This is a genomic window from Myxococcus qinghaiensis (assembly GCF_024198215.1).
Taxonomy (GTDB): Bacteria; Myxococcota; Myxococcia; order Myxococcales; family Myxococcaceae; genus Myxococcus; species Myxococcus qinghaiensis.
The window spans coordinates 560,239-576,031 of the sequence record NZ_JAKCFA010000001.1 but is presented as its reverse complement, the minus strand read 5'-3'; the positions used below and the strand labels follow the sequence as shown (position 1 = coordinate 576,031).

Genomic DNA, 15,793 nt, shown 5'->3' with positions numbered 1-15,793 from the left:
ATGAGCCCCCGCCCCATCGCCAGCCGCCTGCCGCTGGCGGGCTTCTACTTCCTCTACTTCGCCACGGTGGGCATCGTCCTCCCGTTCCTGCCCGCCTGGTTCAAGTCGCTCTCCCTCTCGGCGACGCAGGTGGGACTGCTGCTGTGCCTCAGCCCCTGCGTCTCGCTGCTCGTCCCTCCGCTGTGGGGGCACCTCGCCGACCGCACCGGCCGTACGTCCCGCGTGCTCACCGTGCTGGCGCTCGGCGCGGCGCTCGCCTTCGGGCTGGTGGCCAGCGCCCGCACCTTCGAGACGCTCGTCCCCGCAATGGCGCTGTACGCGTGCTTCGCGTCCGCCTTCACCCCGCTCATGGACACCCTCACCCTCCACCACGTCGCGCGCACCGGCGACAGCTTCTCGCACCTGCGCCTCTTCGGCTCGCTGGGCTTCATCGCTTCGTCCGTCCTCTTCGGACTGCTCGCCACGGACGTGGACCGCACGGTGGTCCTGGCTCCGCTCGCGCTGCTCGCCTTGCTGGTGCCCTGGAGCCTCACCCTCCGCGACACCGCGGCCGCGAGCCGGGGACTGAGCCCCTTCGCGGGACTTCGGCTCCTGCGTCACAAGGATTTGCGCTGGCTGCTCGCCGCCACCTGTCTGCACTGGATGGCGTGCGCGCCGTTCCATGGGACGTTCTCCATCCACGTCATGGCCCTGGGCCTCTCCCCCGCCGTGGTGGGGACCGTGGCGGGCCTGGGCGTGCTCGCGGAGGTGGGGGTGATGGCGCTCTACCCGCGCGTGGCGGGAGGGCTCGCGCCGCGCAACGTCCTGGCCTTCGCCTTCGCCATGAGCGCGCTGCGCTGGGGCGGCATGGCCCTGGTGTCGTCCCCCACGGGACTGCTGCTGCTCGCGCCCCTGCATGGCCTGACGTTCGGCGCCTTCTACGTGGGCAGCGTGGCCTTCCTCTCGCGACGCGTGCCCCCGGAGATGCGGGCGTCCGGCCAGGCCTTGTTCGCCGCGTTCACCTTCGGCCTGGGAGGACTGATGGGCTACCTGTCCGCTGGCGTCGGCTACGACTGGCTCGGGGGGCACCGGCTCTTCGCCGTGGCCGGGGTGCTGGAGCTGGTGGCCGCGGGCCTTGTCCTGAGGGCCGCCATCGCACCCTCGGAGCCCTTGCCAAGGCCCCTCTCCGCAGGGGCCTCGGGGTGATAGGCTGGAGTCCTCATGCGTATCGCCCGACTGCTCGCACTTGCCCTGGGCCTGCTCGCCGGCCCCGCCATCGCTCAGCCGGAGTTCTTCTTCGGCACCGGTGAAGCCCCCACCTTCCGCGAGGAGGCCGTGGACAAGCGCTTCACCCGCACGCGCCTGTACCAGGCCCTCAACCAGGGCACCGCGGATGCGAACTGCGCGCAGCTGGTGGGCGCGTTCCTGACGATGCTGGGCGAGGTGGGCACCCAGTTCCACAAGCGCGACGAGAACTTCATGCTGGACCCGGCGCTGGTGCAGGCGCTGAGCACCCAGCTGGTGACGGACCGGTTCCCGGGCAACAGCTTCTTCGTGGCCATGGTGCGCCGGGTGCTCATCGACAAGAAGCTGAGCGCCGACTGGCTCCAGACCGCCGAGTCACTCGTCCCCTTCTATCCCGCCATCGACATGGCGCGGCTGCGCTTCCTCGCCGACGGCGTGAAGCCCGTGGACAGCTTCCTGCTCACCCTGCCGGTGCTGCGCGAGCGCTACGCGGAGGAGGTCCAGCGCGTCAACTCGGTGGCCATGTCCACCGCCGAGGCGCTGTTCCGCGACAACTACCTGGACCACGACCTGGCGTTCAGCGGCATGGAGCTGGTGGACGTCAAGCTGGAGAAGCCCAAGAAGAAGAAGCTCAAGAAGGGCGAGGAGCCCGAGCCGGAGCGCATGGTGGCGCGGCTCGTCTGGGTGGAGCCCGAGCCGCCCCCGACGGTGACCTACGAGTTCCAGTTCGGCAAGCCGCGCAAGCGCGAGCGCGTGGACATCACCGCCATCCTCCAGGACAAGCAGTACGTCGACCTCAACAAGCTGCTCAAGGGCAACCGCGTGCTCGTGCGCGGGCGCTTCTGGGAATACAAGAAGGGCATTTCGTCCGTCGAGATTCGCGACGCGCTCCTCTTCCAGGAGCGGGACTGGGCGCGCGTCGGCACCCTCGTCGAGCCGATGGCCCTGGCCTCATGCCCCCTGGCCGTCAACGACTTGTCCGGCATCGCCCCCGTCCAGCCCGGCGCCTTCGGAAGCAAGGGACGCTGAACCGTCCCTCGTCGGAGCCTCGCCTCCGCGCGTCGGGACGGTGACGTCCTCCTTCGACATGCGCCTCACTGGTGTCGAAGCCCTGGCATGACGACTGCTTCGTCCCTCGCGCCCATGCCTGCGAGGGATGACATGAAGGTCGACACCGAGGCCCGTACCGAAAGCAGCGCTCCGACGCGGCAACGCCCTGACGGAGAACGGTTCCAGCGGGCCCTCCGGGAAGCCGCGCCGAAGAGGCCCGCGCCCCCCACGCCCAGGTCCGCCACACCCGACACCCGGCCCACGCGGACCGCGACGCTTCGCCCCCTGCCCGGCGCGGTGGGGCCCGGCACCGCGCGGACCACGTCGACCGTCCTCGCGACCTCCCGAGGCGCGCTGTCGACGCCCGAGCGCCTCACGGTGACGCGACAGGCGATGCACGCCGAGTCCTCCCGCCTGGGCAGCGTGCGCGGTGAAGCCCAGACGGCGAGCCAGGAGCGCACCGAGCACCGACTCACGGACCTCCTCTCGCGGGAGCTCGCTCGGGAGCCTCGCGCCCCTGCCCCTCCGAGCAGCCCCTGCGGCACGGAGCCCTCCGCCGCGTCGCGGGACTCCCACCGGACTTCCACGGCCGTGGAGGGAGTCGGTCCGGAGGGGAGGAGCTCGGCGACTGGAGGCGCGGCGAGGAGCGAGGCGGCGCCGACGTCCCGGGTCGACTCCGCGCTGGAGCTCATCGAGCGCATCGAGGTCTTCGTGAAGTCGCAGCGTCCCGCGCTGAGCCTCAGCGTCCGGGGGACACTCGACGCCACGGTGGAGGTGGAGCGGACGGGCCCTCGCGAGGTGCGGCTCCACCTCCAGGGACACCATGGTCCGGTGCCCACCGAGCAGGTCACCCGGCTGCGGGAGGCCCTGGAGGCACGCGGGCTGAAGCTCCACTCGCTGCGTGCTGGATGAGCGGGCACGAAACGGCGAAGGCCCTCTCGCCAGCAGCGGGCGGGAGGGCCTCCATGAGACGCACGGGCGCGACAGGCGCCAGCGGGCTACTTGCCGGGCGCGGTGTCCAGCATGGCGCGCTTGCCGTCCTTCTCCTTGTACTCCTCGGCCTCACCCAGCGGCGACTTCTTCTCCGCGATGTTCGGCCACTTGGTGGCGAAGTCCGCGTTCAGCGCCTTGTACTCCGACCACTTCCCGGGCAGCTCGGTCTCCGGGAAGATGGCCTTGGTGGGGCACACCGGCTCGCAGGCACCACAGTCGATGCACTCGTCGGGGTGGATGACCAGGAAGTTCGCACCCTCGTAGAAACAATTGACCGGGCAGACCTCGACACAGTCAGTGTACTTGCACTTGATGCAAGGGTCCGCGACGACGTAGGCCATGAAAGCTCTCCTCTAAATATCTTCAGCGCGTCCGTGGGCGCGCAGACTAATGGTTCGTTCCAGGGATGGCACCCTGAATTTGCGACACCTGTCCGACGCGTGTCGCTGTCAGCCGAGCAACCCCTGGGCCCGCAGCTGTTCGGCCACGAGGATGGACCCGCGCGCGGCCCCCATCTTGGTGTTGTGGGAGACGAGCACGTACTTGAAGCCGTTCTCCAGCACACCATCCTCGCGCACGCGGCCGACCGTCGTGGCCATGCCCCCGTGGGTCTCCCGGTCCAGCCTCGGCTGGGGACGGAAGGGGTCATCCATCACCTCAATCCAACGGACGGGCGAGGACGGCAGGTCCCTGGCCACCTCGGCGCCGCGCCACTCGCGCATCGCCTGGGTGACTTCGGCCACCGTGGCCTTGGTGCCGAGCGAGACGAAGACGGACTCGGTATGCCCCTCCAGCACCGCCACGCGGGTGCAGGTGCAGGACACCCGGACGTCGTGGGGGGTGAGGGCCGCGCCCCCCGCGTTCAGGACGCCGAGGATCTTCTTCGTCTCCACCTCGACCTTGTGCTCCTCCTTGGGGATGTAGGGGATGACGTTGTCGAGGATGTCCATGCCGATGACGCCCGGAGAGCGTCCGGCGCCGGACATGGCCTGCAGGCTGGTCATCAGCACGGCCTTCACCCCGAAGCGCTCGGCGAGGGGGGCCAGCGTGACGGCCAGGCCCGTCGTGGTGCAGTTGGGGCTGGGGACGATGAAGCCCTTCCAGCCCCGCTTGCGCTGCTGCTCACGCACGAGCGGCGCGTGCGCGGCGTTGACGGGGGGGATGAGGAGGGGGACGTCGTCGTCGTAGCGGAAGGCGCTGGCGGCGGAGAAGACGGGGATGTCCTTCGCCAGCCGGGGCTCCAGCTCCCGCGCCACGTCCGCCTCCACGGCGGAGAAGACGAGGTCGTAGTCCTTGGCCTGCAGCGCGTCGCCGCTGACGACCTGCATGCGGGCGATTTCGGGCGACAGCGGCTCGGAGACGAACCACGCCGTCATGCCGTTGGCCGTGCGCAGGGCGTCCCCGTAGGATTTACCCGCCGAGCGAGGCGACGCGGCCAGGCCGGTCAGCTCGATGAACGGGTGATTCCTGAGGGCCGCGATGAATTGCTGACCCGCGAGTCCGGTGGCGCCAACGAGGGCGGCACGAAGCTTGGCCATGGGGACGGTTCTCCAAGGGAGGAAGTCCGCCGCTCCATACACCCTTTGACGACGCACCGCATCCACCGAACCTCAGCGGGGCATCGCCACCTGGGCACGGCCTCGGCGCTCGGTGGGGTAGCCCCCCCGAATCCACGCGGAGAGTCCCCCGTCGAGGCACACCGCCTCCCGCCCGTGCATGCGCAAGAGTCGGCAGACCCGGCTGACATCGGACCCGTCGTGCGTGCCGCCACACAGGACGATGAGCTCGTCATCGGGGAGCATGCGGTGATCCCTGGCCACCTCCGAGGGGGACATCCTCAAGGCGCCAGGGATGTGCAGGTCATGGTGCTCCCATTCGGTGGGGGCGCGACAGTCGATGACGAGGATCTCATCATCACCCAGGCGCAGGTACAGCTCGGTACACAGGATGCTCGACTCCACGAGGACCTCCGCGGGGGGGCTCTCGGGGCTCAACCAGGGACTTCGCGGTCCTCTTCCATCCCGCCTGGTCGCCTGCCCCTCCCCCCGCGGACCCGTGCCCTAGAGGCCGATCTGTTTGGCGATGATCTCGTTCATCACCTCGCTGGCCCCGCCGCCAATGGGGCCCAGGCGGGCGTCGCGCCAGTGACGCTGGATGTCGTACTCCATCATGTAGCCGGCGCCCCCGTGGAGTTGGAGGCACTCGTCGGCGACGCGGCACGCCGTCTCGGTGGCCACCTTCTTCGCCATGGAGGTCTGCGCCACGGCCCACTCGCCCGCCGCGTGCAGCCGCAGCGCGTGGTAGGTGAGCTGGCGGGCACACTCGCGGGCGGTGAACAGGTCCGCCAGCTTGTGACGCACCACCTGGAGCTGGCTGAGCGACTGGCCGAAGGCGCGGCGCGACTTCACGTGCTCGACGACGCGCTCCAGCATGTCCTCCATGGCGCCCACCGCGCCCAGCGCGAGCGACAGCCGCTCCCACTGGAAGTTGCCCATGATCTGCGAGAAGCCCTGGTTCTCCACTCCGAGCAGGTTCTCCACGGGGATGCGGCAGTCCTCCATGAACAGCTCGGCGGTGTCCGAGGCCCGCCACCCCAGCTTCTTCAGCTTGCGGCTCACCGTGAAGCCGGGCGTGTCCTTCTCCACCACCAGCATGGACAGGCCCTTGTGCCCGGCCGAGGTGTCCGTCTTCACCGCCATGACGACGAAGTCCGCGCGCACGCCGTTGGTGATGTACGTCTTGGAGCCGTTGACGATGTAGTGCGCGCCGTCGCGCCGCGCCGTGGTGCGCAGGCCCGCGACGTCCGAGCCGGCGTCCGGCTCCGTGATTCCCAGTGCGCCAATCTTCTCGCCCCGAATCGCCGGGGCCAGCCAGCGGCGCTTCTGCTCCTCCGTGCCGAACAGGTGGAGCGGGCCGGTGGCGATGGTGAACTGCGCTCCCAGGCCCGCCGACACGCCGCCCGAGCCACACCGCCCCAGCTCCTCCAGCAGCACCGCCTCGTAGAGACAGCCGGCGTCCGTGCCTCCGAACTCCACGGGGTACTTCAACCCCAGGAAGCCCAGCTCCCCGAAGCGCGCGAAGAGCTCCCGGGGGAACTCCTCCGCCTCCTCCCAACCCGCGACGTGGGGGAGGATCTCCTTCTCCACCACCGCCCTGACGGTGCGGCGAAAAGCCTCGTGCTCTTCCTCGTACACCCCATGCCCATGCAGCATCTGGAAACCCCTCGGCCCGTTCGTTCGCGCGCAGCCCACCCACGGGCTCGCTTTGACGCGAATCGTACCGGCCGGAGCCGCCCGCCGCTTCCGTTGAATCCTTGACCGGGCCCAGCCGGGCTGCGTATAAACCCGGCCCCAAGCCGTTGGCGCCATAGCCAAGTGGTAAGGCAAAGGTCTGCAAAACCTTCATTCCCCGGTTCGAATCCGGGTGGCGCCTCACAAAGAAAAGGCCCGATGCGGAAGTCTCTCCGCATCGGGCCTTCTCTTTTTCAGCAAGCCTGGTGGCCCACCGGACAGGCGTGGGCCCGCTCGTTCAGCAGCCCATTTCCACCGCGCCGATGTCGGGAGCGCCGCCGCAGAACGGCAGCCCCACGTCGATGCCCTTGTCCACGGCCAGCAGGCCCGGACCGAAGCCGTCGCCCAGGTCCGCGGAGCCGCTGGCGGACGACGCATCCCCCGCCGTGCTCTTGAACTGCTCCACGCCCACCACCGCGCCGTTGCTCTTGAACTGACCGCTGGCGGCGAAGAGGTTGTTGCCCAGCTTCATGCCCGGCGCCTGGCCGCCCAGGTCCACGGAGATGGCGCCGTCCAGGATGTTGTTGCGCACCACCGGAGCCTGGGTGGGGCCGCCCGTGCCGTGGCCGATGATGAGGCCGGTGGACACGTTGGTGACGGTGTTGTTCACCACCACGGTGCCCTTGGAGTTCTCCAGGCGGATGCCCGTCCCCTCCCCGCCGCCCGCGTTGGTGATGTCGTGCACGCGGTTGCGGCGCACGACGATGCCGGAGGGCACCGGGCCCTCGTGGTTGCCACCGACGGAGATGCCCTTGGCGCCGTCGTAGATTTCGTTGTCCTCCACCATCACGTTGTTGGCGGAGTAGTGAATCACCACCACGTCGCCCTTGGCGGTGCTCGTCGGGCGGAACTGGTGCATGCGGTTGTTGCGGATGACCACGCCGTAGCAGGTCTTGATGTCCACCGCGTTCTCACGGTTGTTGTAGAAGTGGTTGTTCTCCACCAGCAGCCCGTTGGCGGGCGGCAGCGAGCTGAAGCCCTCGGGCCCCAGGCACTGCACGGAGTCACCCGAGTTGCTGTGGATGTCATTGTTGCGGACGGTGATGTCCTTGGACGTGGGCTGCACGACCACGCCGTGCGAGTCCTGGTTGCCCGTCGCCTTCAAGAAGTCGTGGATGTGGTTGTTCTCGATGATGGCGCCCGAGGCATTGTTGTAGGTCGTCACGCCCGCGCCGCCGCCGCCGTGGTGCAGCTCCGAGTTCGCCAGCGTGGAGCCGGTGACGTTGCCCTCGAAGGTGACGCCGAAGATGGGCTGGCGCTGAACGTCCAGCTCAAAGCCGTCGATGACCCAGTGGGGCTGACGCACCTGCACCATGGCCCCACTGCCAGCACCGGGGATGATGCGCGGGCTGCCCTCCCCCTGGAGGGTGATCTTGCCGCCCTCGGTGCCCGCCTTCGCGTTGGCGCCGATGATGACGCGCTCGGCGTAGGTGCCGGCCTGCACGCGGATGACCTCGCCGGGGCCCGCCAGGCTGACGGCCTTCGTAATCGTCTTCAGGGGCTGCGCGGCGCTGCCGTCTCCCGCGTCATTGCCCGAAGGACTCACCACCCACTCGCGGGTGAAGGACTTCTCGGACGCCTGCGACAGCGCGTTCGCCTGGATGCCCGGCTGGGGCGAAGGCGTGGCGATGTTGGAGTGGTCCGGGTGTGACGGCAGCGCGGCCACGGGGGTGTTGGGGACGGCCTGCACGCCGATGGGAGGCAGGCTGCCGGTCGCCGTCGAGGCACCGGGCGTCGAGGGAGTGGCTGGCGTCTGGGGCGCCGAGACACCGGGGATCTTCGGCGTCGGGATGAAGGCACCCAGGCCCGCTGCGTGAGCGGTCGAACCGAGCATGAGCAGGCTGGCGGCCAGGGCGGCCACGGGAGTCTTCAGCTTCAGGTAGTTGCCTTTGAAAATTCGCATGAGCAGGACGAACGCATTACGCGCCGCGTTCTATTCGCCACGTGACAAGCCCACCCGAACGGGCCACCGGGCGTCCGGTCCGTGACAGGCCCCGCCCCGGCGGGTACGGTGTCGCCCCCCGTGCGCACCGCCGTCCCGCTCCTGCTCTCCGCCGTGCTGCTCGCCTCCTGCGCGAGCCCCAAGCCTCCACCGCGCCTGTCGACTCCTTCCGTGGAGGCCCAGGCCGACGAGCGCCAGGACGCCGGGACGGATGCGGGCCCCCCGCCCTCCTCCGAGGACGGAGGAACGAGCGACGCGGGCGTGGACCCGAGTGCATCACCGGGCGCGCCAGCAGAAGACCCGCTCGCCCAGGGAATCCCAGGCCCCGGCGAGCTGAAGCGCCTGGACTTCCGGGGCGGAGAGCCTCGGCTCCCCATCCGCCTCATGGAGGGACGGCGCGAGGCGACCTTCTCTCCCCGAGGCCGGATGCGGATGCGCTTCGGCGGAGCGGTGGACAAGGTGCTGGACGCCGCGGCGGGGACGCGGTGGACGGTGCGCGTGACGCAGGGGACGCCGGCGGTGCTCTCCGCGCGCGTGCAGTTGAGCGAGCACCGGTTCGCGGACCGGGAGGGACTCGCCGCCGCGCAGGAGGAGTGGAGGGCCCGGGGCCTCGCGGTGCGCACGCAGGTGCTGGGCGGGGTGTACGGCATCGCCGGCAAGGTCATCGACAACCGGCGCTCACTGCTCCTGGTGGATGAGGTGCTCACGCCCGAGGAGGCCGCGACGCGACAGGCGGAGCTGCTGCGCCAGTTCGGCGCGAGGACCCTGCTCTTCGAAGAGGTCCGCACGCCCGCGCGCGCCATCCTCGAGGTGCGCGACGAGTCCGGCGCGGTGGTGGGCCTGGCGCAGGACAAGCTGGACGCGGACTCACCGGACGGCGCGGGCTTCGACGTGCGCCAGGTGGAGTTCGGCGTCGGCTACGACTTCCACGGCTTCGAGGACCGGACGTTCCGGGGCGCGCTCCAGTTCTCGGTGGACCGGCTGGGCCTGCTGGCGGTGGTGAACGTGGTGCCGCTCGAGGACCTGCTCAAGGGCCTGGTGCCCGCGGAGATCTTCGCCCGGGCCCACTCGGAGGCGCTCAAGGCCCAGGCCGTCACCGCGCGCGGCGAGGTGCTCGCGAAGGTGGGAATCAAGCACCTGGCGGACCCCTATCTGCTGTGCTCGGAGCAGCACTGCGCGGTGTACCGGGGGCGCACGGGCGAGGCGGCCAGCACGTCCGCGGCGGTGGAGGCCACCCGGGGCCAGGCCCTCTTCAGCGCGGACGGGCGGCTGGTGGACTCCGTCTACAGCGCGGTGTGCGGCGGCCACACCGAGGACAACGACATCGTCTGGGGCGGCCCGCCCGACCCGAGCCTGCGCGGACGCCCGGACCTCCTGGAGCCCTCGGGCAACACCCCTCCCCCTTCCCGCCTGGAGGCCTGGCTGGCCGCGCCCGACGTGAGGGCCGCCTGCCGGCTGTCCAGCTTCGCCCAGCCCAGCAAGTTCCGCTGGGAGAAGCGCTTCACGGCGGCCCAGGTGGACGCGCTCGTCACCCGGCTGGGGGTGGGACGCGTCCAGGCCATGAGCTTCCAGGAGCGGGGCGTGTCCGGCCGGGCCCGGGTGCTCGCGTTATCCGGGGACCTGGGGGCCACCCAGGTGCGTGGGGAGCTGAACATCCGCCGCCTTTTCGGGATGCTGAACAGCAGCATGGCGGTGGTGGAAGCCGAGCGGGACGCCGAGGGCCGACCCACCCACTGGCTTTTCCGTGGCGGCGGCTGGGGCCACGGAGTAGGGATGTGTCAGACGGGAGCCATCGGCCGAGCGGAAGCCGGGCAGCGCTACCAGGAAATCCTCCGTCACTACTTCAATGGTGCTGAAGTCGCCCCCATCTACTGACCTGAAGAGGGGGCGCGCCTGAGAACCAGTGCACGTCTCGTGAATGTCCTCCCCTGCCCAGGTGTTCCGCCGCGAACGGGACGGGACTAGGCAGCGGGCCCGGAGGTTTATCATCGCGCCGTGAGCACGGGTTCTTCTCCGACAGACTGGCGCCGCAAGCGGCGGCGAGCATCTCCCTGGCGAGTGGTCGCCGCGGTGCTGCTTGCCCTGCTGCTGCATGGCGCCTACCTGGCCGTCGTGCTCTTCACGGGAACGCTTCCCCCGACGGGCCGGGAGCGCAAGCCCGTCACCCGGCCCCCCACCTCCGTGGCCGTGAGGCCGTTGACGGAAGACCAGTGGGCGCGCAACCGGGGCAAGACGGACTCGAAGACGCAGACGACCCAGAAGCCCCGCGTCCAGGACAAGAAGCCCGAGGAGAAGAAGCCGGAGACCCGGCCCGACGGGCAGGTGGTGGACCTGGCCCCGGGCAACGAGCAGGAAGCGCCCGACGCGAAGTACCTGGCGGAGCACAACAACCGCGTGGACAAGGAGACGCGGGCCCGGGAGCAGACGCCCAACTACCGCAACGCCATGCCGCAGCGCACGGCGCCGCAGGAGCAGAAGGGCGCGGACGTGGCGCCGCAGGCGCCGCACATCGCCGGCAACAACGGGATGGGCAACGACGACCGGCCGCTCGCGGAGGGGGGGCAGAAGTTCGCCTTCGAAGTCCCGGACATCCACAAGAAGAACGAAGTGAAGGTGAAGACGGACCCGAACACGCCCGGCGGCGTGGCGGTGAACAACCAGAACGAGAGCGAAGAGCTGACGGGCAACGCGAAGCGGCTGCGAATCCAGCCGGGCACCGGGGGCGAGCAGGAAGGCTCCGCCGGGCGCGTGGGCTCGCCGGGCATCGCCGCGCTGATGCCGTCTCGCGCGGTGATGGACAAGGTGCTGGGCGCCGCGCCCAATGACCACCTGCGCGACGTGGATGAAGGCGACGGCACGCTGCTCAACTCGCGCGAGTGGAAGTACGCCAGCTTCTTCAACCGCGTGAAGCAGAGCGTGGGCATGCACTGGAACCCCAACGAGACGCTGCGCCGCAGGGACCCGACCGGGAACATGTTCACCGGGAAGGACCGGCACACGCTGTTGGAAATCACGCTGGACGAGAAGGGCCGCGTCACCCACATCGAGGTGGAGAAGAGCAGCGGCCTGGACTTCCTGGACATGGAGGCGGTGTCCTCGTTCCAGCGCGCGCAGCCCTTCCCCAACCCTCCGCCCGGGTTGTTGAGCGACGACTCGAAGGTGCGCTTCTCCTTCGGCTTCTTCCTGGAGATGGGGGGCGGCCCGCGCATGCGGTTGTTCCGCCAGCCCAACTGACGTTCGCTTCATCACGCGCGGCGTGAGAGGTCCTCGCCCCCGGGCGCCGTTCCCGTTACGGTGCCTCGCCTTGGACACGTCCTCCGCCGACAGAAGCGCCGCGCTCCAGCAGCGCAGCCAGCGCATCCGCTTCGTGCTGCTGGCCATCCTCGTGGCCAACTGGGTGGTGGCGGGCGCCAAGCTCCTCTTCGGCTTCCTCAGCCAGTCCGCCGCGGTGACGGCGGATGGACTGCACTCGTTCATCGACGGCGGCTCCAACGTGCTGGGCCTGGTCGCCATGGGCGTGGCCTCGCGGCCGGCGGACGAGGACCACCCCTACGGCCACGGCAAGTTCGAGGCGCTCGCGTCGCTGGGCATCGGCGCGATGATTGGCATCGGCATGCTGGAGCTGGGGCGCATGGCGCTCGACTCGCTGCTGTATGAGCGTCACTCGCAGGTGACGCCCGCCATGGCCGTCGTCATGGTGCTCACCCTCTGCGTCAACCTGGCGGTGACGCGCGTGGAGGGACACTACGGGCGCAAGTACCAGAGCAGCCTGCTGCTGGCGGACGCGAGCCACACGATGTCCGACGTCTACGTCACGCTGGCGGTGCTCGCGTCGCTGGGCCTGGTGGCGCTGGGCTATCCGAAGGCGGACGGCATCATCGCGCTGGGCGTCATGGTCTTCGTGGCGTGGGTGGCCTACGGCATCGTCCGGCAGGCGGTGGGCATCCTCTCCGACACGGCGAGGTTGGACCCGGCGCAGGTGGCGCAGCACACCGTGGGCGTGGCCGGCGTGCGCAGCTGCCGCGACGTGCGCAGCCGAGGCATGGAGGAGAGCGTCTACGTGGACCTCAAAATCGAGGTGGACCCGAACCTCACCACCGCCCAGGCCCACGAGGTGGCGGACCGCGTGGAGCGCACCCTCCACGCCGCGTATCCGCAGGTGGTGGACGTCGTCGTCCACGTGGAGCCCGAGCACGCGGGCACCTCCCGGGCACAGGGCGTCACGCCGCACGTGAGCTGAGGCGGTCCGCGCGAAAGACAAGGGCCGCCTCCCACGTGAGGGAGACGGCCCCGGGCTTCACCGAGCGCGTGCGGCCCGTCAGGCGACGGCGGGCTTGGTCTCCGGCGTCATGTAGTCCTCGATGGGCGGGCACGAGCACACGAGCTTGCGGTCACCGAGCACGTTGTTGAGACGGCCCACGGACGGCCAGAACTTGTTCTCACGCACCCACGGGGCCGGGAAGACAGCCAGCTCGCGCGAGTAGGGACGGTTCCACTCCGGATTCGTAATCGTGCGGACCGTGTGCGGCGCGTTCTTCAGGACGTTGTTGTCCTTCGGCATGCGCCCCTCCTCGATTTCGCGAATCTCCTGACGAATCGCAATCATCGCGTCGCAGAAGCGATCCAGCTCCGCGCGGGACTCGCTCTCCGTGGGCTCGATCATCAGCGTGCCCGCGACGGGGAACGACACCGTCGGCGCGTGGAAGCCGTAGTCCATCAGCCGCTTGGCCACGTCCTCGACCTCGACACCCGACGTCTTCTTCAGCGGGCGCAGGTCGACGATGCACTCGTGCGCCACCCTGCCCCGCTTGCCCCGGTACAGCACCGGGTAGTGGGGCTGCAGCCGCTCCGCGATGTAGTTGGCGTTGAGGATGGCCAGCTTCGTCGCCTTCGTCAGGCCCTCGCCGCCCATCATCGAGATGTACATCCAGGAGATGAGCAGGATGCTCGCGCTGCCCCACGGAGCCGCGGAGATGGCGCCAATGGCATCCGCTCCACCCGTCTGGATGACCGGGTGTCCCGGCAGGTGCTTCACCAGGTGGCTGGCCACGCAGATGGGGCCCATGCCCGGGCCACCACCACCGTGCGGGATGCAGAACGTCTTGTGCAGGTTGATGTGGCAGACATCCGCGCCCACCAGCCCGGGCGCCGTGAGGCCCACCTGCGCGTTGAGGTTCGCGCCGTCCATGTACACCTGACCGCCGCGCTCGTGGATGATGGAGCAGATCTCCTTGATCTCCTCCTCGAACACGCCGTGCGTGGACGGGTACGTCACCATCAGCGCGGCGAGCTTGTCCTTGTGCTCCTCCGCGCGGGCGCGCAAGTCACCCAGGTCGATGTTGCCATTCTCGTCGCACCTGGTGACGACGACCTTGTAGCCCGCCATGACGGCGGAGGCCGGGTTGGTGCCGTGCGCCGAGGACGGGATGAGGCACACGTCGCGGTGCCCCTGCCCTCGCGCCTGGTGGTACGCGCGGATGACGAGCAGGCCCGCGTACTCGCCCTGGCTGCCCGCGTTCGGCTGCAGCGAGCAGCCCGCGAAGCCCGTGATTTGCGAGAGCATCTGCTCCAGCTGCTCGAAGATGACCTTGTAGCCGGCCGCCTGCGACGTCGGAGCGAAGGGATGCAGCCGGCCGAACTGCGGCCACGTCACCGGAATCATCTCCGCGGTGGCGTTGAGCTTCATGGTGCAGCTGCCCAGCGGAATCATCGAGTGCGTCAGGGACAGGTCCTTCGCCTCGAGCCGCCGGATGTAGCGCAGCATCTCCGTCTCGGAGTGGTAGCTGTTGAAGACGGCGTGCGTGAGGAACGCGCTCGTGCGGCGCAGCTCCGGCACCACCGGCGTCTCCACGTTGGCGCCCACGTCGTCCAGCGACGGAGGCGCCGCCTTGCCCGCGCCCGTGGCGAAGGCCGTGAGGATGGCCTCCACGTCGGACACGCGGGACGTCTCGTCCAGCGACACGCCCAGCGTCTTGTCGTCGATGCGGCGGAAGTTCATCCGCGCCGACTCGGACGCCGCGAGCACCGCGCGCACCTGCGGCGTCGTCAGCTCCACGCGCAGCGTGTCGAAGTACTGCTCGTGCCGGACCTTCAGGCCCAGCTTCGCCAGGCCCCGCGCCAGCAGGACGGTGAGCCCGTGCACGCGCTCGGCGATGGCCTTCAGGCCCTGGGGCCCGTGGTAGACGGCGTACATGCTGGCGATGACGGCCAGCAGCACCTGCGCGGTGCAGATGTTGCTCGTCGCCTTCTCGCGGCGGATGTGCTGCTCGCGCGTCTGGAGCGCCATGCGCAGCGCGCGCCGGCCCTGCGCGTCCTCGGACACGCCGATGAGGCGGCCCGGCATCACGCGCGTGTACGCGTTCTTCGTCGCGAAGTAGCCCGCGTGCGGACCGCCGTACCCCATGGGCACGCCGAAGCGCTGCGCGCTGCCCACCGCCACGTCCGCGCCGAACTCGCCCGGGGGCGTCAGCAGCGTGAGGCTCAAGAGGTCCGCGGCGACGATGAGCAGACCGCCCGCCGCGTGCACCTTCTCGCCGAACGCGCGGTAGTCCAGCACCGCGCCGTCCGTGGCCGGGTACTGCACCAGCGCGCCCACGTACTTCTTCGCGGACAGGTCCACCGTGCGGTGGTCACCCACGACGACTTCCACGCCCAGCGGCTCGGCGCGCGTGCGCACCACGTCCACCGTCTGCGGGTGGCAGCCCTCGGAGACGAAGAAGGCGGCATTGGCGTCGTCGCCCTTCACGTGCAGCGCCAGCGACATCGCCTCGGCGGCGGCCGTGCCCTCGTCGAGCAGCGACGCGTTGGCGACCTCCAGGCCCGTCAGGTCCATCACCATCGTCTGGAAGTTGAGCAGCGCCTCCAGCCGACCCTGGGCGATCTCCGCCTGATAGGGCGTGTACTGGGTGTACCAGCCCGGGTTCTGGAAGATGTTGCGCAGGATGACGTTGGGCGTGTGCGTGTCGTGGTAGCCCATGCCGATGAAGGACCGGAACACCTGGTTCTTCGCGGCGATGGTCTCCAGCTGCGCGAGCAGGTCATGCTCCCCGCGCGCCGGCCCCAGCCGCAGCGGCTCCTTGGAGCGGATGGCCGGAGGCACGGTCTGGTCGATGAAGGCATCGAGCGAGTCCACGCCCAGCGCGGACAGCATCTGCTTCAGCTCCTGCTCATCCGGACCGATGTGCCGGCCGGCGAACGACTCCTGGTACTTCCAGTTCAGGGACATGGCGGTGGTGGCTCGCGTGCGACTCACGACGATGGAGTCGGAAAATTCGAGGACCGTCACTAACAACGG

Annotated in this window: 12 protein-coding genes and 1 tRNA gene; 7 read left to right on the top strand and 6 right to left on the bottom strand. The window is 69.7% G+C overall.

The window, feature by feature from the left end:
- The 3 genes from LZ199_RS02365 (at position 1) to LZ199_RS02355 (ending at position 3,186) form a co-directional block, all read left to right on the top strand.
- Entirely contained in the window at positions 1 to 1,185 is a 1,185-nt protein-coding gene (locus LZ199_RS02365; protein WP_253991988.1) for an MFS transporter, read from the top strand.
- A 15-nt stretch (positions 1,186 to 1,200) separates the two neighbouring features.
- A complete protein-coding gene (locus tag LZ199_RS02360; RefSeq protein WP_253991987.1) occupies positions 1,201 to 2,253 on the top strand; it encodes a hypothetical protein in 1,053 nt (350 codons plus the stop codon).
- A gap of 132 nt (positions 2,254 to 2,385) precedes the next feature.
- Positions 2,386 to 3,186 carry a hypothetical protein gene (locus LZ199_RS02355; RefSeq protein WP_253991986.1) on the top strand — a complete coding sequence of 267 codons (801 nt, stop codon included), beginning with the start codon at positions 2,386 to 2,388 and terminating at the stop codon, positions 3,184 to 3,186.
- A gap of 86 nt (positions 3,187 to 3,272) precedes the next feature.
- On the opposite strand, the gene fdxA is transcribed toward LZ199_RS02355, so the two are convergent.
- The 4 genes from fdxA to LZ199_RS02335 form a co-directional block, all read right to left on the bottom strand.
- Positions 3,273 to 3,608 (bottom strand): ferredoxin FdxA, encoded by a 336-nt coding sequence (gene fdxA, locus LZ199_RS02350; protein WP_253991985.1) that lies wholly within the window; start codon positions 3,606 to 3,608, stop codon positions 3,273 to 3,275.
- A gap of 108 nt (positions 3,609 to 3,716) precedes the next feature.
- Positions 3,717 to 4,805: an aspartate-semialdehyde dehydrogenase gene (gene asd / locus LZ199_RS02345; RefSeq protein ID WP_253991984.1), complete on the bottom strand. Its 1,089-nt coding sequence runs from the start codon at positions 4,803 to 4,805 to the stop codon at positions 3,717 to 3,719.
- A 72-nt stretch (positions 4,806 to 4,877) separates the two neighbouring features.
- Positions 4,878 to 5,228: a rhodanese-like domain-containing protein gene (locus LZ199_RS02340; RefSeq protein WP_253991983.1), complete on the bottom strand. Its 351-nt coding sequence runs from the start codon at positions 5,226 to 5,228 to the stop codon at positions 4,878 to 4,880.
- A gap of 99 nt (positions 5,229 to 5,327) precedes the next feature.
- Positions 5,328 to 6,479 carry an acyl-CoA dehydrogenase family protein gene (locus LZ199_RS02335; protein WP_253991982.1) on the bottom strand — a complete coding sequence of 384 codons (1,152 nt, stop codon included), beginning with the start codon at positions 6,477 to 6,479 and terminating at the stop codon, positions 5,328 to 5,330.
- 148 nt (positions 6,480 to 6,627) lie between these two features.
- On the opposite strand from LZ199_RS02335, the gene LZ199_RS02330 reads away from it, so the two are divergent.
- Positions 6,628 to 6,699, top strand: a tRNA-Cys gene (locus tag LZ199_RS02330).
- Positions 6,700 to 6,795: 96 nt separating this feature from the next.
- Here the strand turns inward: LZ199_RS02330 and LZ199_RS02325 are convergent.
- On the bottom strand, positions 6,796 to 8,460 hold the full coding sequence (locus tag LZ199_RS02325) for a right-handed parallel beta-helix repeat-containing protein (RefSeq protein ID WP_253991981.1): 1,665 nt from the start codon (positions 8,458 to 8,460) through the stop codon (positions 6,796 to 6,798).
- A 120-nt stretch (positions 8,461 to 8,580) separates the two neighbouring features.
- On the opposite strand from LZ199_RS02325, the gene LZ199_RS02320 reads away from it, so the two are divergent.
- The 3 genes from LZ199_RS02320 to LZ199_RS02310 all read left to right on the top strand — a co-directional run bounded on the left by LZ199_RS02320 (position 8,581) and on the right by LZ199_RS02310 (position 12,739).
- Complete coding sequence (locus LZ199_RS02320) at positions 8,581 to 10,374, top strand: SpoIID/LytB domain-containing protein (RefSeq protein ID WP_253991980.1); 1,794 nt, start codon at positions 8,581 to 8,583, stop codon at positions 10,372 to 10,374.
- Between the two features lie 120 nt (positions 10,375 to 10,494).
- On the top strand, positions 10,495 to 11,733 hold the full coding sequence (locus LZ199_RS02315; RefSeq protein WP_253991979.1) for a TonB family protein: 1,239 nt from the start codon (positions 10,495 to 10,497) through the stop codon (positions 11,731 to 11,733).
- 70 nt (positions 11,734 to 11,803) lie between these two features.
- Positions 11,804 to 12,739 carry a cation diffusion facilitator family transporter gene (locus LZ199_RS02310; protein ID WP_253991978.1) on the top strand — a complete coding sequence of 312 codons (936 nt, stop codon included), beginning with the start codon at positions 11,804 to 11,806 and terminating at the stop codon, positions 12,737 to 12,739.
- A gap of 78 nt (positions 12,740 to 12,817) precedes the next feature.
- On the opposite strand, the gene gcvP is transcribed toward LZ199_RS02310, so the two are convergent.
- Complete coding sequence (gcvP, locus tag LZ199_RS02305) at positions 12,818 to 15,724, bottom strand: aminomethyl-transferring glycine dehydrogenase (RefSeq protein WP_253991977.1); 2,907 nt, start codon at positions 15,722 to 15,724, stop codon at positions 12,818 to 12,820.
- Between the last annotated feature and the right edge of the window lie 69 nt (positions 15,725 to 15,793).